The following is a 26,451-nucleotide window of genomic DNA, read 5'->3' as shown; positions in this document are numbered from 1 at the left end:
GCCAGGGAAAAACTGCAACCCATAGCCGACGATGCCCTGCTGGATGAAGTCACCGCGCTGGTCGAGCGCCCCAACGTGCTGCTGGGCCAGTTCGAACAGGCATTTCTGGAGGTGCCGCAGGAATGTCTGATCCTGACGATGAAAGCAAACCAGAAATATTTTCCGCTGCTGGACGCGCATGGCCGCCTCACCAACAAATTCCTGATCGTCTCCAACATCCGCCCCGCCGATACTTCGGCTGTCGTCGGCGGCAATGAACGAGTCGTCCGCCCACGCCTGGCCGACGCCAAATTCTTCTTCGATCAGGACCGCAAAAAGACGCTGGAATCGCGCATCGGCGGACTGGACAAGGTGGTGTACCACAACAAGCTGGGCTCCCAGGGCGAACGCATGGAGCGGGTGAGGAAAATCGCCCACGCCATTGGCCAGCAACTGGGCGGTGCGGCACTTGCCGCCAGCGCGGATAAAGCCGCGCAGCTGTCCAAGGTCGACCTGCTGACTGACATGGTCGGCGAGTTTCCCGAGTTGCAAGGCATCATGGGCGGCTACTACGCCAGGAACGATGGCCTGTCGGCAGACATTGCCGACGCCATCGAAGACCATTACAAGCCGCGTTTCGCCGGCGACAGCCTGCCGCGCAACCAGACCGGCATCGCCGTCGCGCTGGCCGACAAACTGGAAACCCTGGTCGGCATGTTCGGCATCGGCCAGATCCCGACCGGCGACAAGGATCCATTTGCGCTGCGCCGCCACGCGCTGGGCGTCATCCGCATGTTGAGCGAAAAGGATCTGGCGCTCTCGCTGGACACCCTGCTGCAACAGGCTGCTGCCGTATTCGGCAGCCAGATTACCGATCCCACCCAGCCGCTGGCTGACTTCATCTACGAGCGCCTGTCGGGCTCGCTGCGCGAACAGGGCTACAGCCCGCAGGAAGCCGATGCCGTGCTGTCGCTGCGCCCGCAGAACCTCGGCGACATCGCCAAGCGCCTCGCCGCCGTGCGCGCTTTCGCCGCACTGCCCGAAGCCGAAAGCCTGGCCGCCGCCAACAAGCGCGTCGGCAACATCCTGAAAAAGGCCGAAGGTGCGGTGGAAGCCCAAGTGGATGCCGCGTTGCTCAAGGAATCCGCCGAAGTCGCGCTGTATCAGACGTTAACCACAGTAAAACCGCAGGCCGACGCCGCCTTCGAGCACGGCGACTATGCCGCCTCGCTGCAGGCCCTGGCCGCGCTCAAGGCGCCGGTGGACGCTTTCTTCGACCACGTGATGGTCAATGCCGAAGACCCCGCGCTGCGCGCCAACCGCCTCGGCCTGCTGGCGATTCTGCATCAGGCGATGAACTGCGTGGCTGACATTTCCAAGCTCGCGGCATAAACTGACGGCATGAAACTCGTTATTTTGGACCGCGACGGCGTCATCAACTACGACAGCACGCAATTCATCAAAAGCCCCGCCGAATGGAAGCCCATTCCCGGCAGCCTGGAAGCCATCGCGGCGCTCAATCAGGCGGGGTTCCGCATTGCCTTGGCGAGCAACCAGTCCGGCATCGGCCGCGGCCTGTTCGACATGACCACGCTCAACGCCATCCACGACAAGATGCAGCGGGCATTGGCCCAGGCCGGGGGGCGTATCGACGCGCTGTTTTACTGCCCGCATGCAGCAGAAGCCAATTGCAGCTGCCGCAAGCCCAAGCCCGGCATGTTCGAAGAAATCGCCCGCCGTTTCGGCGTCGATCTCGAAGGCGTGCCCAGCGTCGGCGATTCGCTGCGCGACCTGCAGGCCGGCATGCCGCTGGGCGCGCTGCCCATCCTGGTGCGCACCGGCAAGGGCGAAGCCACCCTGGCCGCGGGCGGCTTGCCGGAAGGCACGCAGGTGTTCGCCGACCTCGCCGAAGCGGCCAAATTCATCATCAACCGGCACGCATGATCTGGCTGCGCTCGTTCATTTTCGCGCTCGGGCAGTGGCTGTTCACGCCGGTGTTCTGCACGCTGATCCTGCTGATTTTTCCGCTGTCGCCGCAGCGGCGCTACCGCATCATCACCATCTGGGCGCGCAGCATGCTGTGGTGGCTCACGCTCACCTGCGGCATCCGCTATCGCGTGATCGGTGCCGACAACATTCCTAAAGAGCCGTGCATAGTGCTGTCCAAACACCAGTCGGCTTGGGAGACGCTGGCCTTTCAGAAAATCCTGCCGCCGCAAGTATGGGTGCTGAAGCGCGAATTGCTGTGGCTGCCGTTCTTCGGCTGGGGCCTGGCGCTCACCAGCCCGATCGCGATAAACCGCTCGGCGGGGCGCGAGGCGCTCAAGCAGCTGGTGGAACAGGGCAAGGACCGGCTGGCCAAAGGTTTTTGCGTGGTGGTGTTCCCGGAAGGCACGCGCATCGCCCCGGGCGAGATGGGCAAGTTCCATATCGGCGGCGCCTGGCTCGCCGCGCATAGCGGCACGCCGGCGCTGCCGGTCGCGCTCAACGCCGGCGAACATTGGGGCAAGAACAGCTTCCTGAAAAAGCCCGGCACCATCACCGTCAGCATCGGCCAACCCATCGCCACCCAGGGCATGAAGCCCGATGCGCTGAACAAGCAGGTCGAGGCCTGGATCGCGGCCGAAATGCCGCGGCTGAAGAGCCTGTAGCGCAGGCACCATGGAAAAGCTGCTGCAACTTCCGACAGGACCCATTCCTTACACCCTCAAGGTCAGCGCGAACCGCCGCACCATAGGCTTGCGCATCGACGAGCGCGGATTGACCGTACACATCCCCAAGTGCGCGGCGTGGTCCAACGTCGAGAAACTACTGCATGAGAAATCGGCGTGGATACTGAGCAAGCTCGCGCTGCGGGAACGGGCGCCCGCACCGATGGAGTGGACAGATGGCGCACCATTGCTGCACCTCGGCCAGGACATCCGCCTCTGCCTGCACCAGGATGCCCGCAACCGCATGTTCGAGTTCGACGGCGCCACGCTCTATATTTCCCAACCCAACCCCAACGACACCGCCGCCGTGCAGCGCAAAGTCACCCAGTGGTACCGCAAACAGGCCCTCGCCGATTTCACCCGCCGCATCGAACTGCTCGCCGCCAAGCTGGGCGTGACGCCCACGGCACTCTTCCTTTCCAGCGCCAAAACGCGCTGGGGCAGCTGCAACTCCAAAGGCGAAATCCGCCTGCACTGGCGCCTGATCCAGGCCCCGCCGCACATCATCCACTACGTCGTCGCGCACGAACTGGCGCACTTAAAGGAAATGAACCACAGCCCGAAGTTCTGGGCCTGGGTGGAAAAGCTGTGCCCGAATTACAGTACGGCGAGGCAGGAGTTGAAGGTATTGTCGGCGCAGCTGCATTTGGTATAAATCCACATAAATGAAGCGGGCTTTGGTGCATAATGAGGTCTAATTATGTTAGCCCTCTTAGCCCTCGGAGCGACACATGACATCAATCAATTTTGAATTGTCCCGCGTTTCTGGGCAGCCAGTAGATGACGCTGAACTTCTCATTGACTTGAAACTCGTTGCCAAAATGCTCGGCGCTTCAACAGTATCTATACCGAAATACCGAGAATACGGCCAATACGATGAGTCCACTATCGCGAGCCGCTTTGGCTCTTGGAATGAGGCGCTACTCACAGCCGGACTTACTGTCTCGAATGAAGTCAATATTTCCGATGATCGGTTATTCGAGAATATTTTGGCGCTTTGGCAACACTATGGTCGGCAACCCCGACGTAGTGAGCTTGCAAAACCACCATCAGCAATTTCGCAAAGCCCTTACAACAGACGTTTTGGCTCATGGCGTGCGGCCTTAGAAGCGTTCGTTGAGTATGCAAATGCTGGTGGCACTGAAGCGCCACCAGTTCTAGAAAAAGGCGAAAACCAACCAAAGTCAGGGCGCGACCCATCCCTTAGGCTTCGGTGGCATGTATTGCAGCGAGACCGTCACTTGCTGCGCTTGCGGAGCAAGTCCAGCTATATCACTTGGTGTTGAACTTCACGTTGACCATATAGTCCCGTGGAGCAAGGGCGGCGAAACGGTTCTGGAAAATCTGCAAACACTTTGCTCGATGTGCAACCTTGGCAAATCCAACGTCCATCCCGGCTAACAAGTCATTGCAGAGGACCGTCAAGAAACCGCACTTTTTGCCGTCCGCTGAATTCGCACTTTGGGCCTCATGAAAACACTGCTCCGACAATGAGCGATTTCGATACCCGAAAAAAGGAGTTACTCCAACCGCTGCTGTTCGAGGCAGGTGCCGGACTAATGGATTGCCAAGGCTTCGAATTCGGCGTAGCACTGCTTCTTTTTCATCTCGCGCGTCTTGGAGCCGCCGGTCTTGATCCGACAAAAGTTTCGTTAATTCTTGAGAATCAAGACAAGAAGACCGCAGGTCAACTCATCGTTTTATTGAAAAAGCATGTCATGGTAAGTGAAGGAATAGAAACAGCTCTTGAAGAAGCATTGGCTGCGCGAAACACTCTCATCCACCGCGTGCTAATTGACCACATTGAACAGGTAGCCCAGGCCGAAACGAGAGCCTCGCTTGTACTAGAAATCAGGGCACTACGTATAAAGGTACAAAAAGCAAAAAAATTATTGCACCCTTTCGTAGTAGCCTTTGGTGAGGCACTCGACGGCATAGAGCAGCGGAGAATTGAACAGGAAGTACGGCAAGCTTTGTCATAAGCTGTATAGACTGGACAAGCAAAATAAAGCAACTTGCCGCCGGGCAACCCCGGCCTGGTTGAGATACCTCTCACCCTACGCCCAGATACTCGCCGCGTCAGAACGATGACAACCTCCAACTGTCTAGACTTGTCACAAGTAGCCGCTACCCATGACAAGGAGAAACACCATGCCAACCATCCAAAGGATCACCCCGTGCTTGTGGTTCGATGATCAAGCCGAACCGGCGGTTGCGTTTTATACCGCGATCTTTGCCAATTCCAGGGTAATCCTCGTTTCCCGCTATGGCGAAGCCGGACACGATATCCACGGCAAGTCGGCAGGCTCCGTGCTGACCGTCGAATTCGAACTCGACGGGCAGAAATTCACCGCGCTCAACGGCGGCCCGACTTTCCAGTTCAACGAAGCGATCTCGTTGCAGGTCAACTGCGAAACCCAAGCGGAAGTGGACTACTACTGGGACAAGCTGTCCGCAGGCGGGGACGAACGCGCGCAGCAGTGCGGCTGGCTCAAGGACAAATACGGCGTTTCATGGCAAGTCGTTCCGCGCGTTCTGGTCGAGATGCTCACCGACCCCGACTATCAAAAGTCGGAAAGAGCGATGACGGCCATGCTGCAGATGAAGAAAATCGACATCGAGGCGCTAAAGCGGGCATATGCGGGATAGCCCGCAAGCATTGTCCAAAGTTATCCGTGCTGGCCTGATGCTGTAATAATCATTACAATTTCAGCATTACTCTAGGAGCTATCTATGTCAGCCCTTGCACAGCTTACGCGCTCGGAAAAACTGCGCATGATGGAAGCCCTGTGGGATGATTTGGCGCACGACATAACACCTTTTCCATCTCCCGAATGGCATGGCGATGCGCTGAATGAGGCCGAGCATGCCCGCACCTCGGGCCAAGCCGATTTTATCGATTGGGAAACGGCCAAGAAAGCGTTGCGCGACGGCAAGGCATGAAAATCAATATCCTGAGCATCGCGATTCAGGATCTCGACGCAGGAAAACAGTTCTACGAACGACAACAGCAAGGCCTCGGCGTCTATTTCCTCGATACCTTGTTTTCCGATATTGACTCGCTTTTACTTCATGCCGGTATCCATCAGCAATTCTTCGGATACTACCGCGCACTCTCCAAGCGTTTTCCCTACGCCATCTATTACCGACTGAACGGCGAAATCATCGAAATCTGGCGCGCGCTGGACTGTCGGCAAAAACCTACGCGGACCGTTAAAGCGCTACAAAAAATCAATTAAAATTCAACGCAGCCGCAACGCGTTCAGCACCACCACCAGCGAACTCACCGACATCCCCAGCGCCGCCAGCCAGGGCGACAAATGCCCGGCCACCGCCACCGGCACCGCGACCAGATTGTAAGCCAGCGCCCAGACGAAGTTCTGCCGGATCACGTTCATCGTGAAGCGGCTCATATGGCGCGCGTGCAGGATTTCCATCAGGTTTTCGGACAGCAGCACGATGTCGCCCGAGGTGCGCGCCATCTGCGTGCCGCTGCCCATGGCGATGGAAACCGGCGCGCCGGCCAGCACCGGCGCATCGTTGATGCCGTCGCCGACCATGGCGACAACCGCACCCTGCGCCTGCATGTTATGCAGTTCCTCGAGCTTGCGCTCCGGTGACAGTCCACCCTGGGCCTGGGCAATGCCCAGACGGGCGGCATGCCAGGCTGCGGCTTCCGGCGCGTCCCCGCTGAGCATAGACACCTGCACGCCCTCGGCGCGCAGGCAGCCGACCAGTTCCGCGGCATGCGGCCGCGGCGCATCGGCCAGCACGAAAGTCGCCAGCGCCTGCGTCGCATCGCACAGCCAGACTACGGTCGCGCCCGGCTGGCTTTCGACAGTGGGCAGATACAAATGCGGCGTCAGCGCAGCATTGCCCAGTGTGTAGCGAATGCCGTTCACGGTGCCGGCCACGCCCTGGCCGGGCAGGTTTTGCGCGCCCTGCACCGGTTGCGGCTGGCGTTTATCCACCGCCTTGAGGAAACTCTGCGCCAGCGGGTGCTCGGACGCCTGCTCCAGGCTGGCCGCCAGTTGCAGGCATTGCGTGCGGTCCAGCGCACCGTGGGCATGCTGTTCGACCAGCATCGGCTTGCCTTCGGTTAGCGTGCCGGTCTTGTCGAACACGATATGGGTGACCCGGGCCAGCGTTTCCAGCGCATGGCCGCGCGTCAGCAGCACGCCGCGCTTGACCAGGTGCGAACCGGCGGCAGCGAACGCGGCCGGCGCTGCCAGCGACAACGCACAGGGGCAACTCACCACCAGCACCGAGAGCACGACCTCAAATAGTTTGGCGGGGTTGAAATGCCACCACGCCAGCCCTGCGACGGCAACCACCGACAGCAGCACATAAGTGAACCATGCCGCGAGCCGGTCGGCGGTTTGCGCCATGCGCGGCTTTTCGGCCTGCGCCCGGTCCAGCAGCCGCGCGATTCCGGCCAGCACGGTGTTCTCGCCGACTTCGGTGACCTTGATCGTCAGCGGACTTTGGTAATTGATGCTGCCGGCCACCACCTTGTCGCCAACTGCTTTGGGTAAAGGCCGGCTTTCGCCGGTCAGCAGCGATTCGTCGACGCTGCTGGCGCCGTCCTCCACCATGCCATCCGCGGCAATGGTTTCGCCGGGCTTGGCCAGGATCAGGTCGCCCGGCGCCAACTCCATCACCGGCACCAGCGCGCTCTGGCCGTCGGCGTCCAAGCGCGTCGCCATGGCCGGCGCCAGGCGCAGCAGGTTTTCGGCGGCCTCCACCGATTTTTCGCGCGCGTTGCGCTCCAGGAAACGCGTCACCAGCAGGAAGAAAATCAGCATGGTCAGCGTGTCGTAGTACACCACGCCCTGGTTCTGCAGCGTCGCCCACAGGCTGCCGACAAACCCCGCCAGCAGACCCAGCGTGATCGGCACATCCATGTTGACCTGGCCGCGCTTCAGCGCGATCCACGCGGACTGGTAGAACGGCAGCGCGGAATACAGCATCGCCGGCATCGTCATCAGCAGGCTGAACCAGCGCAGCAGCGCGGCGGTGGCGGCCTCCATGCCCTGCGCTGCCCCGGCGTATAGCGCCACCGCCAGCATCATCACCTGGCCCGCCGACAGCCCGGCCACCGCCAGGCGGCGGAATTCCAGCTTGCGTGTCTGCCGGCGCAGCGACTCCTGCTGCTGCACGTTGAACGGGTGCGCCTGGTAGCCCAGCTTGCGGATTTCGGCGAGGATGGCGGAGAGCTTGATGACGCTGTCGTCCCAGGATATCCGGGCGCGATGCGAGGCGTAGTTGACGCTGGCTTCCTTGATGCCCGGCAGCTGCTTGAGGTGGCGTTCGTTGAGCCAGATGCAGGCAGCGCAGGTGATGCCTTCGAGGATCAGCGAAGCCTGCTTGAGATGCGCACCCTCCTCGCGGACGAAACTTTTCTGCACCTCGGGATGATCATAGAGTTCCAGCTTGCGCAGTTCGTCAGGCACCAGATCCTCGGCCGTCCTCGGCATCTCGGTACGGTAGCGGTAATAATCGTCGAGGCCGTTGTCGACGATGGCCTGCGCCACCGCCAGGCAACCATGGCAGCACAGGCTGCGCGGCTCATGCAGGATATCGATGCTGAAATCGACTGGTTCCGGGACAGGCAGACCGCAGTGGTAGCAGGATGACGCCACGGTCACGGGTAAAACTCTATTCGGAGACGGTGATCGGCTGTTGCATCAGGTAGCTATCCTGGCCGCGCTCGATATAAATTTCTGCGATCCAGTTGCCGGCATCGGCAAGGCTGGTCTGAATGCCGTAGCTGCCGCTGCCTTGAGCGGTCAGCTCCAGCCGGCGGTCGTCCGCGCTGTTGGCCATGCGCCATAAATCCAGGGTGACCTTGGCGCTGTCCACTGCATGGCCCTGCTTATCCTTGACGCTTACCAGTACCGCCGCAGGCTTGTTTTCGCGCAAGGCATCGAATCCCTTTACTTCGACTTTCCACCCCAGGTTGCGCTGCTGCTCGAGGCGCTGCAAATGCGGCTCATAAAGCTGGTTGCGTTCGTGCGGCACCGCGCCAGGAAAGCCTGTATGCATGGCTTGATGCCCGGGCATGACCCACTTCGCCAGTTGATCCGGCAGGCCGTTCATCGCAATCGATAGAAACCCGGCCATCAGCACCGCAAGCACAATGAAGAAAGCAATCAGCAACCGGGGGGCCCAATGCATGGATTCCTTCTTGCGCTGCATGTTGCCGAACACGCCCAGCACCGCCGCCGTAACCATGAATACCACGAGGTGGATCGCCAGCACATCGCCGCCGACACCTCTGCTCATGCTGAAGCCGAGATACGCCAGGAACGGTAGCGCGGCGGAAAGAATAGCGCTCCAATAATGTGACAGGCCCAGGCGGCGTGCCAGGAAAAATAGCGCGATGACGGCCAGCAGGCCGCCGAATAGGGTTTCGGTGAAAGACATCAGCAAACCTCGGCGTTATTGATGGCCGGTTTCATCATGATGCTCCTGATGCTCGGCGTAGAAATTGACCTTGCGCACAACCGCCTGGTCCGGTGTGGCGCGGGCATGAATCACGAACTCGAACTCGCGAGTTTTTTCGGCCAGATGCTCGTCCAGGTCGACCTTGACCGCCAGTTTGACATCCTTGCCGGCACGGATAATCGCGGGATTAGCTCCCGCGCCTATTGCCAGCGCGCTTTCCGGAATACCGCGCACCTTGAGCTCGTAGGTTTCCTCGCGCTCGGTCTTGTTGACGATATGCACTTCATAGCGGTTGCGTATTTTCTCGTCCGACAAGTGCACATACAGCGGCTGGCGCACCTGCTGGATGCGTACTTCCACATCGCTGCGCGTGCCTATGCTGAAAACCAGCGCCGAGGTCATGACCAGCAAGGCCAAGGCATAGCCGATCACCTTGAGGTTTTTCCACTTCAGGTGGGGTTTGGCCGGTGTTTCGCTCCTCAGGTTGCGTTCCGAATCGTAACGGATCAGGCCGCGTTTCCAGCCTCGCGAATCCATGATGGTATTGCAGGCGTCTATGCACAGGCCGCAGGAGATGCACTGGTATTGCAAGCCTTTGCGGATATCCACGCCGGTCGGGCACACCTGCACGCAGAAACCGCAATCTATGCAGTCGCCGTGGCCTTTGGCCTGGCGCTCTTCCTGCGTGCGCAAGCCTTCGATCGGGATCGCCCGGCCCGCGCTGCCTTCGCCGCGCCGCGTATCGTAGCTGGGCGCCAGCGTATCCTGCTCGTACATCACGCTCTGGAAACGCGCGTAAGGACAAACATAAATACAGATCTGTTCGCGCGCCAGGCCGCCGGCGACATAGGTACACAGGCCCAGCACGACGACCGCGAAATACCCGGTGGGGTGCGCCTGGCCGCTGAAGAAATCGGCAAAGAACTGCGGCGCGAAGGTAAAGTAGGCGACGAAGGTGAAGCCTGTCCATAATCCGACCAGTATCATCGCCGCATGGGAACCGCCGATCTTGAGTATCTTTTCCGGATTCCATGGCTGCTTGGCAAGCCGCATGCGGGCCGGACGTTCGCCCTGAATCATGTGTTCGATGAACATATAACAGTCCATCCACAGCGTCTGGAAACAGAAATAGCCGCACCATGCCCGCCCGATCAGGCCGGTGACGAAAAACAGCAATACCGCGGCGATGAATAGCAGCAACGCCAGCCAGAAAATATCCTGCGGATAGACCACCAGATCGAAAATGAAAAAGCGGCGCGACTCCAGGTCGAACATCACCGCCTGGCTGGCTGCGCTGCTGCGCTGCCAGGGCAGCCACGGCAAGGCAAAGAACACCGTATATGCCAGCACCAGTACGGCAGTCTTGAAATTCCTGAACTTGCCCTTGACCGAGCGCGTATAGATGGGAATGCGCTTCTGGTACAACGACCCTGTTTCCGACATAACTTTGTTGAATCCTAAAAGAGCAAAGGCCCACGTTCGAACGCGAGCCTTTGCATAAGTTTCTTAAGACTACCGATGCTGGCGATAATTATTTGCCGCCGCCCAGCGTGTCGTGCACATACACCGTCAGCACCTTGATCTGTTCCGGCGTCAAACGACCGCTCCAGACCGGCATCTTGCCGCGGCTCACGCCGCCCGTGATGACTTTGCGCACCTCGTCGAGCTTGCCTTCCGCGGTGCTTTGGCCCGGCACGTCGGCCCACAGCCAGATCCTGTCGGTGAGGTTGGCCGAACCGATGTCCTGATTGCCCTTCGCATCGGGGCCGTGGCAGACCACGCAGCCGCCTTCGTTATGAAAAATCGCATCGCCGGCCTTTGCGGCCTGCGCATCATGCGGCTCGCCGGACAGGCTCAGCACGTAATTGGCAACCTGGTTGATCTTGTCGTCGGACAGTACGCCCTTGAAAGCAGGCATCATGCCGTTGCGGCCGCCAGAGATGGTCTGCTGGATCTTGTCGTAGCTGCCGCCATAGATCCAGCTGTCGTCCACCAGGTTGGGCGCCAGCCCCAGCTTGCCTTGGCCGCCGGCCTGGTGGCAGGCTGCACAGTTGTCGGAAAACAGCGTCTTGCCGGAAGACTGCACGAACTGCATCAGTTCGGCATCCTTGGGGATCTGGTCCAGCGGCGTGGCCGCCACCTTGACGATGTATTTCTTCTGCGCCGCCTGCGCTTCGTTCATTTCCGCCATCAGCTTGGAGCGCATGTTCCAGTGGGTGGTCTTCTGCACTTCCTTGCCGTCCGTAGTTCTGGCCGTATAGCTGATGGTATTGCCCACACCCTTGGTAAACGTCTTGCCGATCGGCCAGGCCGGGTAAAGCACCCAGTAGATAACGGCAAACACAATGGTGAGATAAAACGTCCACAGCCACCAGTTGGGCAGCGGATTAGTCGCTTCCTGAAGGTCGTCATCCCAGACATGGCCGGTAGTTGGTACGTTTTGCTTTTGATCTTGACTCATGATTACGATCCCTTAAATCTGCATTAGTCGTCTTGCAACGGAATGTTCTTGTGGCTTTCCAGCCTCATGCCACGCTGGCTGCTACCGAACAGGTAGAACAGGATCATGCAGAACACGGTGAAGAAGATCACCAGCGCCAGCGGCTTGGTGTTTTCAAACCTGGTAAACCACATTAACCATTCCATACGGCATATTCCCCTTAGCGGAATTTGACGAAATAGTCGTCATCGAACTGCTTGAAATCGACCATCGTGCCCAGCACTTGCAGATAGGCGACCAGCGCATCCATTTCGGTGACGTCGTTCGGGTTGTTGTCGTAGTTGCCAGTTGCGGCCTGCTGGCGCAGGTTGGCTTCGGCATCTTCGATGCGCAGGGTCTTGGCGACATTCTCTCCAAACGTTGCGACATTCTGTTTGTATTCCGCCTCGCCCTTGGAATACGGCACACCGGTCACGCGCAGCGCAGCCAAGCGCAAACTGACGTCAGACGTATCCAGCGGTGTTTTGAGCAGCCAGGGATAGTTGGGCATCACCGATTCCGGCACCATGGAGCGCGGCGCGTTCAAGTGCTGCACGTGCCAGTCATTGGAATACTTGCCGCCGACGCGCGCCAGATCGGGGCCGGTGCGCTTGGAGCCCCATTGGAACGGGTGGTCGTACTTGGATTCCGCCGCCAGCGAATAATGTCCATAGCGCAGGGCCTCATCGCGGAACGGGCGTATCATCTGCGAGTGACACAGATAGCAGCCCTCGCGCACATAGATATCCCGCCCACGCAGTTCCAGCGGTGAATAAGGGCGGACCATATCCTTGCCGTCCGCGGTCTTGACGCTTTCCACCGTGTCCTTGATGAAGAACAGCGGCACAATTTCAACCAGGCCGCCGACGCTGATGGCCAGCATCGTGAACACCAGCATCAGACCCAGGTTGCGTTCTATCTTATCGTGTTTCATTTCAGCTCCAGTAATCTCGACTTGTCCGTTCAGGCGGCGGCAACGGCAGCATTGGCCGGGATCGCGCTGCCCTGCTTGATGGTCTTGTACATGTTGTAGCACATGAGCACCATGCCGGAGAGGAAGAACACCCCGCCCAGCGCGCGCATCACATAGAACGGATGCATTGCGGCAACAGACTCGACGAACGAATACTGCAGGTTGCCGAAGTCATCGAAAGCGCGCCACATCAAGCCCTGCATGATGCCGGAGATCCACATCGAGGTGATGTACAGCAGGATACCGATGGTCGCCAGCCAGAAATGCACGTTGATCAGCTTGTTGTTGTAGATTTGCGTATTCCACAGGCGTGGAACCATGTGATAGAAAGCGCCGAAGGTAATCATTGCCACCCAGCCCAGCGCGCCGGAGTGGACGTGGCCGATGGTCCAGTCGGTGTAATGGGACAGCGCATTGACGTCCTTCAGCGACATCATCGGGCCTTCGAAGGTGGACATGCCGTAGAACGACAGCGACACGATCAGGAAGCGCATCACCGGGTCGGTACGCAGCTTGTCCCAGGCGCCGGACAACGTCATGATGCCGTTGATCATGCCGCCCCAGGAAGGCAGCAGCAGCATGATGGAGAAAGTTGCGGCCAGGGTCGAGGTCCAGTCGGGAATCGCGGTCCAGTGCAGGTGGTGGGTACCCGCCCACATGTAGAGGAAGATCAGCGCCCAGAAGTGGACGATGGACAGACGGTAGGAATACACCGGACGCCCGGCCTGCTTGGGCACGAAGTAGTACATCATGCCGAGGAAGGCGGCGGTGAGGAAGAAGCCCACCGCGTTATGGCCGTACCACCACTGCGTCATTGCATCCTGCGCGCCGGCAAACAGGCTGTAGGATTCCAGCGAGAACAGGCTTAACGGCACCGCAAGATTGTTGAAGGTATGCAGCAGAGCGGTCGCCAGGATGAACGCCAGGTAGAACCAGTTGGCGACGTAGATGTGCTCCTGCTTGCGCTTCATCAGTGTACCGATGAACACCGCCATGTAAGATACCCATACCACCTCGATCAGCAGATCGATCGGCCAGCACATTTCGGCATATTCGCGACCTTGGGAATAGCCCAGCACGTCGCCGAGCGCCGCCAGCACGATAATCGTCTGCCAGCCCCAGAAGGTGAAATTCGCCAGCCCGCCGCCGAACAGCCGCGCCTGACAGGTACGTTGGACAATGTAGTAGGAAGTAGCGAACAGCGCGCTGCCACCAAAACCGAAAATTACGGCGCCGGTATGGACCGGGCGTAAACGGCCGAAAGTGATATAGGGAATATCAAAGTTAAGAAACGGAAATGCGAGTTCGGAGGCTATATAGACCCCTACCAGCATTCCGACCACCCCCCACACCAGGGTCATTATGGCGAATTTTCTGACAATATCATAATCGTATTGCTCATTCGCCGCGACACTCACCGTTGCCATTCCCTCACTCCTTTTAAGACTCAAATCTTCAACCATACGTCACAAAATCTGCGGCGAGTTGGCGAATCCAGAAAATCTGTAAGTATATGCCAAGCACCACCGCCTCGAAAAGCGTGCCTTATTCGTCCAGCAACAGCTTGAAATCATGGGCGATATCAAGAGGTTTTTGCCCGAAATTCAGATAAACGCGCAAATTGCCTTTCTTGTCAAATATATAGACCCCACCACTGTGGTCCAAGCTATATCCCGCCTTTGACGCCGACTCCTGTCTGGAGTAGAAAATTTTAAAATCCTGCGCCACTTTCTTTGTGCCCGCTTCATCGCCCCGCAATCCGATAAAGCCCGGATCGAACGACGGCACGTAGTGCCTGAGCACTTCCGCAGTGTCGCGCGCCGGATCGAGCGTGACGAACAACACCCGCACCGACTTGCTGCGAGCGCCCAATAATCTGGTGGCCTTGGCCAGATCCGCCATCGTCGTCGGACAGACATCCGGGCAGTGGGTGTAGCCGAAGAACAGCGCCACCACATCGCCCTTGAAATCCGACAAATGCCGCAACTGCCCGTTATGGTCGACCAAGCCAAGATCGTCACCCAGCCTGGCACCACTGACATCCGTGCCGACAAACGGGGCAGCGGAACTTTGCTGCTTGGCCGAGCAACCCAGCAGGCCGCACAGCAGGATGACCAAAACCAAACTCCGCATCTACGCCTCTCCTTAGCGCCGTATCTCGAAAAATCCCCCACCGGCGCTTGGTGGGGGAAAGGCAACATCAAGGAGATGCATTAAAACATAATTTATGCCGTCAGAACTTTTTGCCTACCCCCACGCTAATGACCCAAGGGTCGATATCGAGACTGTCGATCTTCTGGTAGCCGGTCTTGCCCAGGATAGGCGCGTTCAATTTGACATCGGTATCGAACCAGATCTTCTTGACGTCGAAATTCACCAGCCACTTGTCTTGCAGATTGACGTCGAAACCCGCCTGAATTGCCGGGCCCCAGCTATTGCGGTCAATGCGGATCGGCAAATTACCGACCGTGCCATGCCAGGTCAGGCCATTATCCATTGCGCGGACATAAGACAAACCTGCTCCGACATAGGGATCAAAAGTCTGATCCGGCATGAAGTGCCATTGGACGGTCAGGGTGGGAGGCAAAAGATTTACGCTTCCCAACCCACGCTTCGTCTGGAGACCACCAGACCCGGAAACGCTGACATCATGGCGTGTACCCAATGCCAGGATCAGCTCGGCCGCAATGTTCTTGGTGATGTAGTAGGAGAAATCCAGTTCTGGAATGGTATTGCTATCCACTCTCAGTTCGGCACCGGCACTTCCATACACGGCAGCCGCAGTACCGGCACCGTATGTCCTGTCGGTTTGCGTGCCAAGTCGGCTGTCTTCATCCGGTGCAACATGCGTTGCTCGCAAGCGCACCACGATATCGCCGGCTTCCGCCATAGCCAACACAGGAGCGAAGGCTGCTGCCACAGCCAATGCCAACATTGTTTTTTTCATCCCATAGCCTCCATTAATCTTCGAAAAAACCCATTAATAAACTTAAATTTTCAAGGGGCATTCTATATCAAAGGATATAGATGTATAAATACCATTAAATATGTATTTTCATTACCGGAAACATGGTAATTAACAGTCCAGGCAAAACGATTGAAGAGGCCAGGTATGAATAAAACGCCGGTGCATCCGGTAAAGTCAGTTTGTGACAATACCTTTGCGGACGGCATATTTGGTGAGTTCGGCCACGCTGTGCAGATTGAGCTTGCGCATGATATTGCGGCGATGGACGTCTACCGTGCTGGTGGCGATATGCAGACGGACACCTATCTCATACGAGGTTTTGCCATCGGCCAGCAGGGCCAGCACTTCGTGCTCGCGCCGCCCCAGCTGTTCATTCTCGCCCGCCCCCTTTCTTCCTCTCACGCCGTCGATTACCACAGCGGCGATTTCGGGAGAAAGATAGGTTTTTCCCGCCGCCACTTCGCGAATTCCACGCAGCAGCTCATCACCACCGGCCGACTTGGCGACATAGCCGCTGGCCCCGGCTTCCAGCATCTGCATCACGATGCGGCGATCGAAAAAAGTGGATAAGGCCAACACCTTGATATCAGGATTTTCGGCATGCAGGCGCCGGGTCGCCTCTATCCCACCCATATCCGGCATACCGATATCCATCACGACGATCCTCGGCATCGTTTCCTTGGCGATACGCAAGGTTTCCATGCCATCGCTGGCCTCGGCCACAACGGAAATATCGGCTTCGCGCTCAAGCACGGAGCGCAATGCTTCGCGCAGAATCTTGTGATCGTCCGCCAGCATCACATCTATGGTCATTGCAATTCCCCGGTCAAGATCGTTTCGGCTACGATGGTAGTGCCGCGCCCCGGCACGGACTCTATTCTCAGCTGGCCGCCAATTGCCTCGGCCCGCTCGCGCATCGACAACAGACCCAGTCCGGGCTTGTCGCCGTCGACGCCCAGCCTGGTCACATCAAAACCTTCGCCGGTATCCGCAATCGAAAATATCACGCGCCTGGCGGTGATCTCCAGCGCTATCGTCACCAATTTTGTTTTGGCATGCTTGGCGCAGTTGGTCAGAGCCTCCTGCGCAATGCGGAACAGGGCGATTTCGATCTGGGCGGGCAGACGGATGCGTCGGCCAATTTCCTTCACCTCGATGGCAATTCCGGTGCGGCGCTCAAACTTTTCCCCGAATTCTTCCAAAGCCGGCAGCAAACCGACATAGTCTAACGTAGCGGGGTGAAGATCGGCGCTGATGTCGCGCGCGCACACCATGGTGTCCTCGACCAGCGCCACGCAATCGGCCACGCGGTCGGCCGTTTCGGTATCGATATCGGATGAAGCGGCATTCTCCATGAGGCGCAGGTTGAGACCGATGGCGGTGAGATTGGACCCTATCCTGTCGTGAAGCTCCCCCGCCAACCGGCGCCGCTCTACCTCCTGCACCTCGATCAGCCTGTGTGTCATGTCGCGCAGCCGAGTGTTGGCGCTGGTCAGCTCCGCGGTGCGCTCGTTGACGCGCTGCTCCAGCACATTGTTAAGCCTGCGGATCTCCTCCTCGATCTGTTTACGCTCGGTAATATCCTGGTTGACGGCAACGAAATTGCATATCTCGCCCACCGCATTCTTGACCGGCGCGATCACCAGTTCGTCGTAATAAAGGCTGCCGTCCTTGCGGCGGTTCACGATTTCTCCGCGCCACACCTTGCCGGCCAAAATCGTCCGCCACATCGTTTCGTAAAAACCGCGGCCGTACATTCCGGACTTCATCAAGCCGCCGGACCGCCGGCCCAAAGCCTCCTCGCGACGATACCCGGTGAGCCTTTCGAACGCCTGATTAACCCATTCCACCCGTGAATTCGGGTCGGTAATGATCACGCAGTTGCCGACGGCTTCCAATGCGGAAATCAGCAAGTGATCGCGATCGCGGGCGGCCTTTCCCTCGGTGATGTCCTCTACCTGCACCATGATGTAATCGATATCGCCGTGGCTGTTGCGGATGCTACGTACGGAAAGGCGGGTATAGACCAGATGGCCGTCCTTATGCACGAACCGTTTGTCCGTCGTATAACTATCGATTTCACCCTTCCGCAGGCGGTCGGACTGCGCCATATCCGCAGCGAGATCTTCGGCATAAATCAGCCGTTCCCAGGCCAGACGCATCAGTTCGTCGCGCGCATAGCCAAGGATTTGGCACAGGGTGTCGTTGATCTTGATCCAGCCTTTCTCCACATTGGTGGTAGCCATTCCCACCATGGACCGCTCGAAATAAGTTCGAAAATGCTCCTCGCTGTCTCTCAACTCCCGGGTCATCGCGGTGGCGTGCGCGAGCGCACGCGCGCGCGCGGTGACCAGCAACCAGCCCAGCAGCGTCAGCATCAGGCTCAAGACGATGCCGACAAACGCTACGAGCTGCGGTTTTTCCTTGTTAAGACGCGCCTCGAATGCCGGCAGGGAGCTCACCACCAGGGTCCAGGGATGCCCGGCAACCGTAATGGTTTTGATACTTCTAAGGCGTGGGACGCCCGGTTTTTCTCCTACCGGTACCCCATCGTCATCATACATCCGCGCATTTTCCGTCGCCGCATCGCCGTCATAAATTTCGAAATCCAGCTCTGAAGCATGTTTTTCATTGATGCCGGCCATCGCGTCGCCGATGCGAACCGGGACATATACCCAGCCGAGGATATTGGCGCGTCGCGCTGCAGCCGTATCGTGCGGCTGATCTTGCCCATAGACCGGAACCAGCAGCATAAAGCCCGGCTGCATCTTGCCGCCGGCTTTGCGCGCAAAGGTGACTTTGCTGGAAATAATGACGCTGTCCGAATCCCGGGCCGGCATCAGCGCCAACCGCAAGGTTGGATCGCTATGCAGCGTGCGCTCCAGAAGGCGAATGCTTTCGCCGGTAAAAGTCTCAGCCTGGCCGACGGGTATGAAAATTTCCTGCCCTTTGGGAAGATTGCTGGGCCGGTTCCGCATTTCCGCTGACACCGGCACATAGCCCACGCCCAGCATTCCCGGATAACGTTCGGCGAGGCGCAGCGCGGTTACATAACGGCGCAATGCATCCTCTTCGACGCTTCCCGAACTGGCGAACAACCCCTGCACGCCCCTCAGCACCTGTTTATAGGCTGCCACTCGGCGCTCGATCAGGCCCAGGGTTTCATCTGCGCTAAAATCGAAAAGGGTCTGAAGATTCTGGGCAGCATCGTGGCGCGCGCTCTGCCATAACCCATAGGTTACGCACAATGAAACCGCGAGCGTCAGTGCGGAGAGAACCGGCGCCCCAAGCCAGCCGGGTAAACTGCGAAAAGAGAAGAAGTCAGCGGTAGCCATGGCATTGATGCGACACCCTGCCTCGGTAAGCCGGGGCAAGCTTGCGCATCATATCAAACCTGAAAGGTTACCATTTTTCCTGAAAAACAGCTGCAAAGACCAGTCCCATGACGTGGGCATAACAACTTGAATGCCGCCGCCGGCTAAACAGGAATGCGGAAATAGTGATCGAGCAGCAATGCCGCGAACAGCAGGGTCAGATACAGGATCGAGTAGCGGAAAGTGCGCCGCGCGAGAGCGTCGCTGTATTCGCGATAGATGCGTACCGCATAAACCAGGAAAATCGCGTCCAGCACTGCTGCGGACACCAGGTAAATCCACCCGCTCATGCCGCTGCCGGTGGGCATCAATGTCACGGCGACGAGAATGATCGTGTACAGCAGGATATGCAAGCGCGTGAACTCCTCGCCATGGGTCACCGGCAGCATCGGCAAACCCGAATTGGCGTATTCATTGCGGCGATAGAGCGCCAGGGCCCAGAAATGCGGCGGGGTCCAGGCAAAAATGATCAAAAACAGAATCAAGGCTTCCGGCGAAATCGCATTGGATACCGCTGCCCAGCCCAGTATCGGCGGCATCGCGCCGGACGCTCCGCCGATGACGATATTGAGCGGCGTGGCGGGTTTGAGAAACACGGTATAGATCACCGCGTAGCCGAGAAAGGTGCCGAACGTCAGCCACATCGTCAACGGATTGACGTATGAATAAAGAATTCCCAGACCCAGCGCGCCGACGACGGTTGCAAAAACGGCCGTCTGCACCGAGCTCACCTGACCGGTAGGCAGCGGCCGGCTGCGGGTGCGTGCCATCAGCGCATCTATTTTCTGTTCGATCAGGCAATTGAACGCAGCCGCGGCACCGGATGCCAGCGCGATGCCGATGGTCGCAGCCACCAGCAAATCCAGCGGCGGCATGCCGGGTGTGGCCAGGAACATACCGATCAGCGCGGTAAAAACGATCAGCGCAGTCACACGCGGTTTGCACATCAAGAAGAAACTGCGACAGTTGATGCTTAAACGCTGCAGGTTCATGGTGATCGTAGCGCTGGTCATGGAGAGCCTCCCCTAAGCAATTTTGAGTTTATCACCACCAGCGCAGCAAGCAACAGCGCCGCGCCGGCATTGTGGGCCACCGCGATGGGCAATGGCAGGCTGAATACGACATTACTGACCCCAAGCCCTATTTGCACCAGCAGCAAGCCGAGCAGGCCGATTCCCAGCGGCCGCAGCCCCGGTGCATGCAGCAGCCGGCTGCCGAGCCAGCCCAGATAGATAAAAACCGCGAGCGCTCCGATACGGTGAGTGACGTGAATGGCCGTCAGCGCATCCATCGATAGTCGGCTGCCATCAGTGTTCATGCCGAGCTCGCGCGCCAGGTGGAAAGCACTGGGGAAATCCATGCTGGGCCACCATGCCTCGTGGCAGGACGGAAAATCGGTACAGGCCAGCGCCGCGTAGTTGGAACTGGTCCACCCTCCCAGCGCGATCTGGCACCCCAGTACGGCGAGACCGAGCATGGCCCATGGCGCCAGTTGCAGGCTGTCCGGGGTCGAGGCCAGCCAGCGCGAGCTTGCTAGCCATACCAATAGTGCAAGCGTAGCCATGCCGCCGAGCAAGTGCAGGCTGACGATCGCCGGCTTGAGCAGCAGGGTCACCGTCCACATGCCCAGTACGGCCTGGAAAGCGACCAACGCCAGCAACAGCGTCGGCACGGCAGGCGAGGCGGCAAGACGTCCGCGACCGCGCCAGGCGGTGAAGCAGATCGCGGCGATCAGCAATCCCAGCGTGCCGGCAAAATACCGGTGCACCATTTCCTTCCAGGCTTTATGCGCTTCCAGCGGCTTGGCCGGATACGCCTGCTGCGCGGCCTCGCTGTGAGGCACCGTCAAATGGCCGTAGCAGCCGGGCCAGTCGGGACAGCCCAGGCCGGCGTCGGACAAGCGCACATAAGCCCCCAGCACGACGGCAACCAGGGCCAGCAGCGCCGCCGCCAGCACCAGCCGGTCATAGCGCCGTTGGATTACGTCCCGCTGCATCACCTTCAGCCCGTCCATGAATAGGTCAACACCCGCACCAAATCCTTGCGCATGCCATAGGGGTCCGCACCGCGTGGGTAACTCATCATCAGATGTCCCATCGGATCGACCAGATAGACACGTTCACCACTGGCGGCCTGGCTATGCGACAGATTGAATTGCGTCGTCAAAGCGGCCGCATCCGGCAGCACGATCAGATCGGGATAGTCCCGCTGCACCTGCCGCAGCTGGCTCACCTGATCTGTGGGCACGGCGCCGGCGATCAGCCATACGCGCTCTATACGGTCTATTTCCTTGGCCAGCGACGCATGCAGTTGGCGCATCGTATGCAGCGCATCACGACAGTTTTGATCGCAGGTAGCAGCGGTGATGTAAACCATATGCCATTTGCGATGCCAATCCGGTGCTGTGAATGGTTTATTCCCGGCCGTATTCAGCAGCGGGAAATCCAGCGCGCGCGAAGGTTGCATCAGTTCGCCGTGGCTCTTGCCGCCCGGACGCCAATCCGCGCTATGCAATATCACCACACCCAGCACCGGGAGCGCGAACACCAGCACCAGCATCACCAGCATGAAACGGCCTTTGCGCTGTTCGCTCATGGGCTTTTTCTTTTCAGGTTGACGAACAGCCAGATCAATGCCAACGCCACCGAGAAGCCCCACCACTGCCATGCATAGCCGATATTGGTTTCGATTCTTTCGGCGGGCTTTGGCCAGTTGCGCGCAAAACCGCCTGCCGCACTGGCGGCATCCAGCCGCACCACGAAGGGCAGCACGGCAAACGGTACCGATTTGGCGTAGCGGCTTATATCCATATTCTGCCAGAGCAACTGCCAGCCGCCGGATTGCACGGGCGGACTCAATTCATAAAACTTGGTTGACGGCACCCAGGCAAATCCTTCCACCTCGACAGTTCCTTTGGGCGTTTCGATCTGCGGCAGTCGACTGCGGTCTCCCATCGGAATCCAGCCTCGGTCCACCAGCACCAGCGTGTTGCTGCCTTCGGCGCGGAAAGGGGTAATCACGTGATAACCCGCATTTTCATTATCCACCTGGTTATCCAGCCATATCTGATAGCGCGGCTCGTATTCGCCTTTGCTGCGAACACGGCGATAGCGCCATTGTTCAATATTGGCGACCGTTTCCGGCAATGCCGCCGGAGCTTCTTGCAGGCGCAGATCGAAAGCCGCTTGCAGCGCCATTTTCTGCTGCGCTTTTCCGTACTGCCAGAAGCCGAGCTTGACCATGCCGATGATGAGCAGCACGGCGGCGATGGTAGGCATCAACTGGGGACGGAATTGATATTTCACGGGTTCTAATTGCCAAGCCTCCGGGGGAGCAGCATAATCGAACAACTTTTACGCGAGGTTCATTATGCTGACCAAAATAATCATTCTGATCATGCTGGCGCTGATACTCGCCAGCCTGTTCTCGGCCCTGTTTTACATGATGAAGGACAAGGGCCGCGGCGAGCGCACCGCCAGGGCATTGACGCTGCGCATTTCATTATCAATCGCGCTGTTCATCTTGCTGCTGATCGGTTTCAAGCTGGGGCTGATCGGCCAGCCGCACGCATAAGAAAGACGATGCTTTTCGGCATCGCCCTTCACTCATTCGGCTGTTACAGCCAGTACACCAGCACGAACAGCAACAGCCAGACCACGTCCACGAAGTGCCAGTACCAGGCCACCCCTTCAAAAGCGAAGTGGTGGTCGGAAGTGAAATGACCTTTCATGCTGCGCAGCAGAATCACGATCAGCATGATGGTGCCCAGCGTGACGTGAAAGCCGTGGAAGCCGGTCAGCATGAAGAATGTCGCACCGTAAGCGCCGGTTCCCAGCGTCAACCCCATCTCGGTATAAGCATGGTGATATTCGAACGCCTGCAGGCACAGGAAGGTGATACCCAGCGCGACCGTCAACGCCAAGCCGGCGATCAGCTGCGTGCGGTTATTTTTGAGCAAGCCCCAGTGCGCCCAGGTCACCGTAGCACCGGAGGAGAGCAGAATCAGCGTATTGATCGCCGGAATACCCCAGGCCGCCATCGGCGTAAACCTGGGCACGTCGTAAGCATGTCCCAGCACCGTTCCGCCAGGGCCGGCCGAAGGCCAGGCATCGGTAAAGCCCTTGTACATCGTGAAGTCCTGGTCGAAGCTGGCCAGTTCCGGTATCGCGATGCTGCGCATGAAAAACAGCGCGCCGAAGAAAGCCGCAAAAAACGCCACTTCGGACGAGATGAAGACGATCATGCCGATGCGAAACGATCTGTCTTCCCATTTCTTGTATTCGCCGCTTTCGCTCTCGCTGATGATGCGGCCGAACCAACCGTACAACACATACAGCACGCACAGCAAACCCAGCAGCATCATCCAGCCGCCAGGCGCGTAACGGTTGATATTCAAGACAAACCCGGACGTCAGCAGCAAGAGCCCGGTCGAAAGAATGAACGGGTACGGGCTTGGATTAGGCACGTAGTAATGTTGCACTTCAGTCGCCATGCTTAATACTCCTCTTCGGTTTTATGTTCAGTTTTCCCGCCGCTGGCTCCCTGTTCCACCGGCTGGTCCTTGCCTTGCTGTTCAAGCATCCATCAAGACGGCATGTTTAATCCGTCGTTTGCTTCACCGCACTATAGAACGCATATGACAACGTAATGGTTTCTATGTTTTTCGGTAGGTCCGGGCTGACGAAAAACGTCAGCGGCATTTCCTTCGTTTCCCCCGGCTTCAATGCCTGGCGTTGAAAGCAGAAGCACTCTATCTTCTTGAAATAAAGCGAAGCCTGCCCGGGGCTCACGCTGGGAATCGCCTGCCCGACCACAGCCCGGTTGGCGACATTCTTGGCTACATACGTCGCCAATTCAATCTGGCCGGGATGCACCTTCATGCTGGCCTGCCTGGGGTAAAAGTCCCATGCCAGCCCGGGCATGACATTGCTGGTGAATTCCACCGTGATCCAGCGCGACTGGTCCACTTTCATGGACTTCGACGCCTGCTCAGCCGTTCCTTTTGTCTTGCCGTTAAAGCCCGTCACCTGGCACATCACGTTGTAAAGCGGCACCAGAGCGATGGTGAATAATATTGCTCCGGCAATCACCCACAGCAACTTCACTACCAGACGACGGTTGGCTGCATCCTTGTCTGCACTGTCTTTCATCAGCGTATCACCACCAGCACCGCGAGTAGATACCATACCAGCGCGGACACTCCGAGAGCCACCGCCAGTCTGACGCTGCGCTTCTGCTGTTGCCGGTCATTCATACATGATGGGCGGACGCTTGCACACCCGCCACTCAAACTGTTACTTGACTACAGGCTGTTCCGTGAAGCTATGGTACGGCGGCGGCGATGGCAGCGTCCATTCCAGGCCCTCCGCGCCCTCCCATGGCTTGTCGGCAGCCTTCTCGCCGTTGCCGCGCACACACATGATGATGTTGTAGACAAAAATCAGCTGCGATAATCCAAGCACGAAAGCCGCAATCGACGAGATCATGTTGAACTCGGCGAACTGCAGCGCGTAGTCCGGAATACGGCGCGGCATGCCGGCCAAGCCCAGGAAGAACTGCGGAATGAAAGTCATGTTGAAGGCGATTGCGGTCAGCCAGAAGTGCAGCTTGCCCAACTTCTCGTTAAACATGCGGCCCGTCATTTTCGGCAGCCAGTAGTACACGCCCGCCATCACGCCCATGATGCCACCGGCAAACAGCGTGTAGTGAAAGTGCGCCACCACGAAATAGGAGTGGTGATATTGCGCATCCGCGGCGACATCCGCCAGCACCAGCCCGGTCAAGCCACCGATGCCGAACAGGATGACCCAACCTGTGGCAAACAGCATCGGAGTTTCGAAGCTCATCGAGCCTTTCCACATATTGGCGATCCAGCAAAAGAACAGCACCGCCAGCGGCAGCGAGATCGACATCGTGCTGTACATGAAATACAGCAAGGCCGGAACCGGCATGCCCACGGTGAGGAAATGGTGCGCCCATACCACGACAGACAGGACGCCGATGGCCCAGAAGGAATAGACCTGCGCCTTGTAGCCATAAATAGGCTTGCGAGAAAACGCCGAAATGATGTGCGGAATGAAACCCCATACCGGCAGCAGCAGGATGTACACCTCGGGATGGCCGAAGAACCAGAACAGGTGCTGGAACAGAATAGGGTCGCCGCCGCCGGCCGCATCGAAGAAATGCGTGCCGAAATGGCGGTCGGTCAGCAGCATGGTCACCGCCCCCGCCAGCACCGGGATGGTGGCGATCAGCAGGAAAGCGGTAATCAGCCAGCCCCATGCGAACAGCGGCATCTTGAACAGCGTCATGCCGGGCGCGCGCATGTTGAAAATAGTGACGATAATGTTGATCGAACCCAGCACCGAGGAAATTCCCAGCAGGTGAATCGAGAAAATGGCGAAGTCCACACCTATTCCGCCCTGCACCGACAGTGGCGCATAAAGCGTCCAGCCGGTGGCCACGGCACCGTCACCGATACCGAACAATGCCAGCGTGAATGGCGCGGTAAGCAAGATCGCCGCCGGCGGCAACAGCCAGAAACCCCAGTTGTTCAGGCGCGGCAGCGCCATATCCGGCGCGCCGAGTTGCAGCGGCAGCAGCCAGTTGGCGAAACCGGTCGCGGCAGGCATCAGCGCGGCGAAAATCATCACCAGCGCATGCACGCCGATCAACTGGTTGAAAAACTCCGGTTTCATCAGTTGCAGGCCGGGCTGGAACAGTTCGGCGCGCACCCCGAGAATCATGGCACCACCCACCAGAAACATGATCAGCGAAAACGTCAGGTACATCGTACCGATGTCCTTGTGGTTGGTGGTGGTCAGCCAGCGCATGATCCCGGAAGGATGATGAGCATGGTGATCGTCGTGAGCGTGTACGTCGGTTGCAGTTGTCATTTCACTCTCTCCTCTATGCTCCAGACCTTAGCGCAATGCCTTGACCTGTGCCGGTTGTACCATATCTCCAAGATTGTTGCCGAAGGAATTGCGCTCGTAGGTAACCACAGCGGCGATGTCCACGTCGTTCAGCACGCCTTTCCAAGCCGGCATCACGTTCTTGCCGTTGAATACGCGGTCGAGATGGCTGTCGGCGATGAGCTTGCCATCCTTGCCGAAGATCGGGCCATTGATGATTTTGCTGCCGGCCAATGCCGGGAACGCAGGCGGTACGCCCTTGCCATCCGGCTGGTGGCAAACGGCGCAGTTCTTTTCGTAGACTTCCTTGCCGTGTGCGACCAGATCGTCCTTGTTCCATTCCTTATCGGCACCTGCTGACGCAGCCGCCAGTTCCGTCTTCTTGGAATCGGCCCACTTCTTGAACTCCGCATCGGAGACGGCGTTCACCACCACCGGCATGAAACCGTGGCCCTTGCCGCACAGTTCCTTGCATTGCCCCTTGTAGGTGCCAGGCTCTTCGATCCTGACCCAGGTTTCGCGCAGGAAGCCCGGAATCGCATCGCGCGCCGTGCCGAACTGCGGTACCCACCAGGTATGGATCACGTCGTTTGCAGTCAGCAGCAC

General features: G+C 58.5%; 30 protein-coding genes. 11 read left to right on the top strand and 19 right to left on the bottom strand.

The window, feature by feature from the left end; translation table 11 throughout:
- The 10 genes from glyS to VGK14_RS04665 all read left to right on the top strand — a co-directional run.
- Window positions 1-1,371, top strand: a 1,371-nt coding sequence (glyS, locus tag VGK14_RS04705; protein WP_331507774.1) for a glycine--tRNA ligase subunit beta, incomplete at its 5' end; no start/stop codon positions are given.
- A gap of 9 nt (window positions 1,372-1,380) precedes the next feature.
- Entirely contained in the window at window positions 1,381-1,923 is a 543-nt protein-coding gene (gmhB, locus tag VGK14_RS04700; protein ID WP_331507773.1) for a D-glycero-beta-D-manno-heptose 1,7-bisphosphate 7-phosphatase, read from the top strand.
- A complete protein-coding gene (locus tag VGK14_RS04695) occupies window positions 1,920-2,630 on the top strand; it encodes a lysophospholipid acyltransferase family protein (RefSeq protein ID WP_331507772.1) in 711 nt (236 codons plus the stop codon). Before gmhB ends, VGK14_RS04695 begins: the two co-directional genes overlap by 4 nt.
- Window positions 2,631-2,640: 10 nt before the next feature.
- The gene (locus tag VGK14_RS04690; protein WP_331507771.1) at window positions 2,641-3,345 is read left to right on the top strand and encodes a SprT family zinc-dependent metalloprotease; all 705 of its coding nucleotides are present in this window, start codon (window positions 2,641-2,643) and stop codon (window positions 3,343-3,345) included.
- 76 nt (window positions 3,346-3,421) lie between these two features.
- The gene (locus VGK14_RS04685) at window positions 3,422-3,976 is read left to right on the top strand and encodes a homing endonuclease associated repeat-containing protein (protein ID WP_331507770.1); all 555 of its coding nucleotides are present in this window, start codon (window positions 3,422-3,424) and stop codon (window positions 3,974-3,976) included.
- The gene (locus VGK14_RS14590) at window positions 3,909-4,091 is read left to right on the top strand and encodes an HNH endonuclease (RefSeq protein ID WP_349257294.1); all 183 of its coding nucleotides are present in this window, start codon (window positions 3,909-3,911) and stop codon (window positions 4,089-4,091) included. Before VGK14_RS04685 ends, VGK14_RS14590 begins: the two co-directional genes overlap by 68 nt.
- An 89-nt stretch (window positions 4,092-4,180) precedes the next feature.
- The gene (locus VGK14_RS04680) at window positions 4,181-4,672 is read left to right on the top strand and encodes a hypothetical protein (RefSeq protein WP_331507769.1); all 492 of its coding nucleotides are present in this window, start codon (window positions 4,181-4,183) and stop codon (window positions 4,670-4,672) included.
- A gap of 169 nt (window positions 4,673-4,841) precedes the next feature.
- Window positions 4,842-5,339 carry a VOC family protein gene (locus VGK14_RS04675; RefSeq protein WP_331507768.1) on the top strand — a complete coding sequence of 166 codons (498 nt, stop codon included), beginning with the start codon at window positions 4,842-4,844 and terminating at the stop codon, window positions 5,337-5,339.
- 84 nt (window positions 5,340-5,423) lie between these two features.
- Window positions 5,424-5,633 (top strand): addiction module protein, encoded by a 210-nt coding sequence (locus VGK14_RS04670; protein WP_331507767.1) that lies wholly within the window; start codon window positions 5,424-5,426, stop codon window positions 5,631-5,633.
- Complete coding sequence (locus VGK14_RS04665; RefSeq protein WP_331507766.1) at window positions 5,630-5,929, top strand: type II toxin-antitoxin system RelE/ParE family toxin; 300 nt, start codon at window positions 5,630-5,632, stop codon at window positions 5,927-5,929. Before VGK14_RS04670 ends, VGK14_RS04665 begins: the two co-directional genes overlap by 4 nt.
- Before the next feature lie 3 nt (window positions 5,930-5,932).
- Here the strand turns inward: VGK14_RS04665 and VGK14_RS04660 are convergent, their stop codons facing one another.
- The 15 genes from VGK14_RS04660 to VGK14_RS04590 all read right to left on the bottom strand — a co-directional run bounded on the left by VGK14_RS04660 (window position 5,933) and on the right by VGK14_RS04590 (window position 22,236).
- A complete protein-coding gene (locus VGK14_RS04660; RefSeq protein ID WP_331507765.1) occupies window positions 5,933-8,338 on the bottom strand; it encodes a heavy metal translocating P-type ATPase in 2,406 nt (801 codons plus the stop codon).
- Window positions 8,339-8,348: 10 nt separating this feature from the next.
- Window positions 8,349-9,116: a FixH family protein gene (locus VGK14_RS04655; RefSeq protein ID WP_331507764.1), complete on the bottom strand. Its 768-nt coding sequence runs from the start codon at window positions 9,114-9,116 to the stop codon at window positions 8,349-8,351.
- A 15-nt stretch (window positions 9,117-9,131) separates the two neighbouring features.
- Window positions 9,132-10,580 carry a cytochrome c oxidase accessory protein CcoG gene (gene ccoG / locus VGK14_RS04650; protein WP_331507763.1) on the bottom strand — a complete coding sequence of 483 codons (1,449 nt, stop codon included), beginning with the start codon at window positions 10,578-10,580 and terminating at the stop codon, window positions 9,132-9,134.
- 88 nt (window positions 10,581-10,668) lie between these two features.
- Entirely contained in the window at window positions 10,669-11,598 is a 930-nt protein-coding gene (gene ccoP / locus VGK14_RS04645) for a cytochrome-c oxidase, cbb3-type subunit III (protein WP_331507762.1), read from the bottom strand.
- A 23-nt stretch (window positions 11,599-11,621) separates the two neighbouring features.
- A complete protein-coding gene (locus tag VGK14_RS04640; protein WP_331507761.1) occupies window positions 11,622-11,771 on the bottom strand; it encodes a cbb3-type cytochrome c oxidase subunit 3 in 150 nt (49 codons plus the stop codon).
- Between the two features lie 26 nt (window positions 11,772-11,797).
- Window positions 11,798-12,550: a cytochrome-c oxidase, cbb3-type subunit II gene (gene ccoO, locus VGK14_RS04635; protein WP_331507760.1), complete on the bottom strand. Its 753-nt coding sequence runs from the start codon at window positions 12,548-12,550 to the stop codon at window positions 11,798-11,800.
- Between the two features lie 29 nt (window positions 12,551-12,579).
- The gene (ccoN, locus tag VGK14_RS04630; protein WP_331507759.1) at window positions 12,580-14,016 is read right to left on the bottom strand and encodes a cytochrome-c oxidase, cbb3-type subunit I; all 1,437 of its coding nucleotides are present in this window, start codon (window positions 14,014-14,016) and stop codon (window positions 12,580-12,582) included.
- Between the two features lie 118 nt (window positions 14,017-14,134).
- Window positions 14,135-14,722 (bottom strand): SCO family protein, encoded by a 588-nt coding sequence (locus VGK14_RS04625; protein ID WP_331507758.1) that lies wholly within the window; start codon window positions 14,720-14,722, stop codon window positions 14,135-14,137.
- A gap of 100 nt (window positions 14,723-14,822) precedes the next feature.
- Window positions 14,823-15,536 carry an OmpW/AlkL family protein gene (locus VGK14_RS04620; RefSeq protein ID WP_331507757.1) on the bottom strand — a complete coding sequence of 238 codons (714 nt, stop codon included), beginning with the start codon at window positions 15,534-15,536 and terminating at the stop codon, window positions 14,823-14,825.
- A 195-nt stretch (window positions 15,537-15,731) separates the two neighbouring features.
- Window positions 15,732-16,370 (bottom strand): response regulator transcription factor, encoded by a 639-nt coding sequence (locus tag VGK14_RS04615; protein WP_331507756.1) that lies wholly within the window; start codon window positions 16,368-16,370, stop codon window positions 15,732-15,734.
- The gene (locus tag VGK14_RS04610) at window positions 16,367-18,892 is read right to left on the bottom strand and encodes a PAS domain S-box protein (RefSeq protein WP_331507755.1); all 2,526 of its coding nucleotides are present in this window, start codon (window positions 18,890-18,892) and stop codon (window positions 16,367-16,369) included. Before VGK14_RS04610 ends, VGK14_RS04615 begins: the two co-directional genes overlap by 4 nt.
- Window positions 18,893-19,035: 143 nt before the next feature.
- The gene (gene cyoE, locus VGK14_RS04605) at window positions 19,036-19,944 is read right to left on the bottom strand and encodes a heme o synthase (RefSeq protein WP_331507754.1); all 909 of its coding nucleotides are present in this window, start codon (window positions 19,942-19,944) and stop codon (window positions 19,036-19,038) included.
- Entirely contained in the window at window positions 19,941-20,945 is a 1,005-nt protein-coding gene (locus VGK14_RS04600; protein ID WP_331507753.1) for a COX15/CtaA family protein, read from the bottom strand. The genes cyoE and VGK14_RS04600 overlap by 4 nt, the downstream gene beginning before the upstream one ends.
- Entirely contained in the window at window positions 20,933-21,526 is a 594-nt protein-coding gene (locus VGK14_RS04595; RefSeq protein WP_331507752.1) for a hypothetical protein, read from the bottom strand. The genes VGK14_RS04600 and VGK14_RS04595 overlap by 13 nt, the downstream gene beginning before the upstream one ends.
- Window positions 21,523-22,236 (bottom strand): SURF1 family protein, encoded by a 714-nt coding sequence (locus tag VGK14_RS04590; RefSeq protein WP_331507751.1) that lies wholly within the window; start codon window positions 22,234-22,236, stop codon window positions 21,523-21,525. The genes VGK14_RS04595 and VGK14_RS04590 overlap by 4 nt, the downstream gene beginning before the upstream one ends.
- Before the next feature lie 64 nt (window positions 22,237-22,300).
- On the opposite strand from VGK14_RS04590, the gene VGK14_RS04585 reads away from it, so the two are divergent.
- Window positions 22,301-22,504, top strand: coding sequence for a twin transmembrane helix small protein (locus VGK14_RS04585; protein ID WP_331507750.1), 204 nt, complete (start codon window positions 22,301-22,303; stop codon window positions 22,502-22,504).
- Window positions 22,505-22,547: 43 nt separating this feature from the next.
- On the opposite strand, the gene VGK14_RS04580 is transcribed toward VGK14_RS04585, so the two are convergent.
- From VGK14_RS04580 to VGK14_RS04565, 4 genes are all read right to left on the bottom strand, one after another.
- A complete protein-coding gene (locus VGK14_RS04580; RefSeq protein WP_331507749.1) occupies window positions 22,548-23,423 on the bottom strand; it encodes a cytochrome c oxidase subunit 3 in 876 nt (291 codons plus the stop codon).
- 106 nt (window positions 23,424-23,529) lie between these two features.
- Window positions 23,530-24,081 (bottom strand): cytochrome c oxidase assembly protein, encoded by a 552-nt coding sequence (locus VGK14_RS04575; RefSeq protein ID WP_331507748.1) that lies wholly within the window; start codon window positions 24,079-24,081, stop codon window positions 23,530-23,532.
- 144 nt (window positions 24,082-24,225) lie between these two features.
- Window positions 24,226-25,827 carry a cytochrome c oxidase subunit I gene (gene ctaD, locus VGK14_RS04570; protein WP_331507747.1) on the bottom strand — a complete coding sequence of 534 codons (1,602 nt, stop codon included), beginning with the start codon at window positions 25,825-25,827 and terminating at the stop codon, window positions 24,226-24,228.
- A gap of 27 nt (window positions 25,828-25,854) precedes the next feature.
- Window positions 25,855-26,451, bottom strand: a 597-nt coding sequence (locus tag VGK14_RS04565; protein ID WP_331507746.1) for a c-type cytochrome, incomplete at its 5' end; no start/stop codon positions are given.

It is taken from the genome of Novimethylophilus sp., from assembly GCF_036504375.1.
Taxonomy (GTDB): Bacteria; Pseudomonadota; Gammaproteobacteria; order Burkholderiales; family Methylophilaceae; genus Novimethylophilus.
Note: the sequence above shows the minus strand (reverse complement) of the source record. Positions and strands in the feature narration are given on the sequence as shown.

Bases quoted from the DNA above. Each gene is read 5' to 3' on its own strand.
- gmhB (WP_331507773.1), top strand. From the start codon at position 1,381: ATGAAACTCGTTATTTTGGACCGCGACGGCGTCATCAACTACGACAGC.
- VGK14_RS04695 (WP_331507772.1), top strand. From the start codon at position 1,920: ATGATCTGGCTGCGCTCGTTCATTTTCGCGCTCGGGCAGTGGCTGTTC.
- VGK14_RS04690 (WP_331507771.1), top strand. From the start codon at position 2,641: ATGGAAAAGCTGCTGCAACTTCCGACAGGACCCATTCCTTACACCCTC.
- VGK14_RS04685 (WP_331507770.1), top strand. From the start codon at position 3,422: ATGACATCAATCAATTTTGAATTGTCCCGCGTTTCTGGGCAGCCAGTA.
- VGK14_RS14590 (WP_349257294.1), top strand. From the start codon at position 3,909: ATGTATTGCAGCGAGACCGTCACTTGCTGCGCTTGCGGAGCAAGTCCA.
- VGK14_RS04680 (WP_331507769.1), top strand. From the start codon at position 4,181: ATGAGCGATTTCGATACCCGAAAAAAGGAGTTACTCCAACCGCTGCTG.
- VGK14_RS04675 (WP_331507768.1), top strand. From the start codon at position 4,842: ATGCCAACCATCCAAAGGATCACCCCGTGCTTGTGGTTCGATGATCAA.
- VGK14_RS04670 (WP_331507767.1), top strand. From the start codon at position 5,424: ATGTCAGCCCTTGCACAGCTTACGCGCTCGGAAAAACTGCGCATGATG.
- VGK14_RS04665 (WP_331507766.1), top strand. From the start codon at position 5,630: ATGAAAATCAATATCCTGAGCATCGCGATTCAGGATCTCGACGCAGGA.
- VGK14_RS04655 (WP_331507764.1), bottom strand. From the start codon at position 9,116: ATGTCTTTCACCGAAACCCTATTCGGCGGCCTGCTGGCCGTCATCGCG.
- ccoG (WP_331507763.1), bottom strand. From the start codon at position 10,580: ATGTCGGAAACAGGGTCGTTGTACCAGAAGCGCATTCCCATCTATACG.
- ccoP (WP_331507762.1), bottom strand. From the start codon at position 11,598: ATGAGTCAAGATCAAAAGCAAAACGTACCAACTACCGGCCATGTCTGG.
- VGK14_RS04640 (WP_331507761.1), bottom strand. From the start codon at position 11,771: ATGTGGTTTACCAGGTTTGAAAACACCAAGCCGCTGGCGCTGGTGATC.
- ccoO (WP_331507760.1), bottom strand. From the start codon at position 12,550: ATGAAACACGATAAGATAGAACGCAACCTGGGTCTGATGCTGGTGTTC.
- ccoN (WP_331507759.1), bottom strand. From the start codon at position 14,016: ATGGCAACGGTGAGTGTCGCGGCGAATGAGCAATACGATTATGATATT.
- VGK14_RS04625 (WP_331507758.1), bottom strand. From the start codon at position 14,722: ATGCGGAGTTTGGTTTTGGTCATCCTGCTGTGCGGCCTGCTGGGTTGC.
- VGK14_RS04620 (WP_331507757.1), bottom strand. From the start codon at position 15,536: ATGAAAAAAACAATGTTGGCATTGGCTGTGGCAGCAGCCTTCGCTCCT.
- VGK14_RS04615 (WP_331507756.1), bottom strand. From the start codon at position 16,370: ATGACCATAGATGTGATGCTGGCGGACGATCACAAGATTCTGCGCGAA.
- VGK14_RS04610 (WP_331507755.1), bottom strand. From the start codon at position 18,892: ATGGCTACCGCTGACTTCTTCTCTTTTCGCAGTTTACCCGGCTGGCTT.
- cyoE (WP_331507754.1), bottom strand. From the start codon at position 19,944: ATGACCAGCGCTACGATCACCATGAACCTGCAGCGTTTAAGCATCAAC.
- VGK14_RS04600 (WP_331507753.1), bottom strand. From the start codon at position 20,945: ATGGACGGGCTGAAGGTGATGCAGCGGGACGTAATCCAACGGCGCTAT.
- VGK14_RS04595 (WP_331507752.1), bottom strand. From the start codon at position 21,526: ATGAGCGAACAGCGCAAAGGCCGTTTCATGCTGGTGATGCTGGTGCTG.
- VGK14_RS04585 (WP_331507750.1), top strand. From the start codon at position 22,301: ATGCTGACCAAAATAATCATTCTGATCATGCTGGCGCTGATACTCGCC.
- VGK14_RS04580 (WP_331507749.1), bottom strand. From the start codon at position 23,423: ATGGCGACTGAAGTGCAACATTACTACGTGCCTAATCCAAGCCCGTAC.
- VGK14_RS04575 (WP_331507748.1), bottom strand. From the start codon at position 24,081: ATGAAAGACAGTGCAGACAAGGATGCAGCCAACCGTCGTCTGGTAGTG.
- ctaD (WP_331507747.1), bottom strand. From the start codon at position 25,827: ATGACAACTGCAACCGACGTACACGCTCACGACGATCACCATGCTCAT.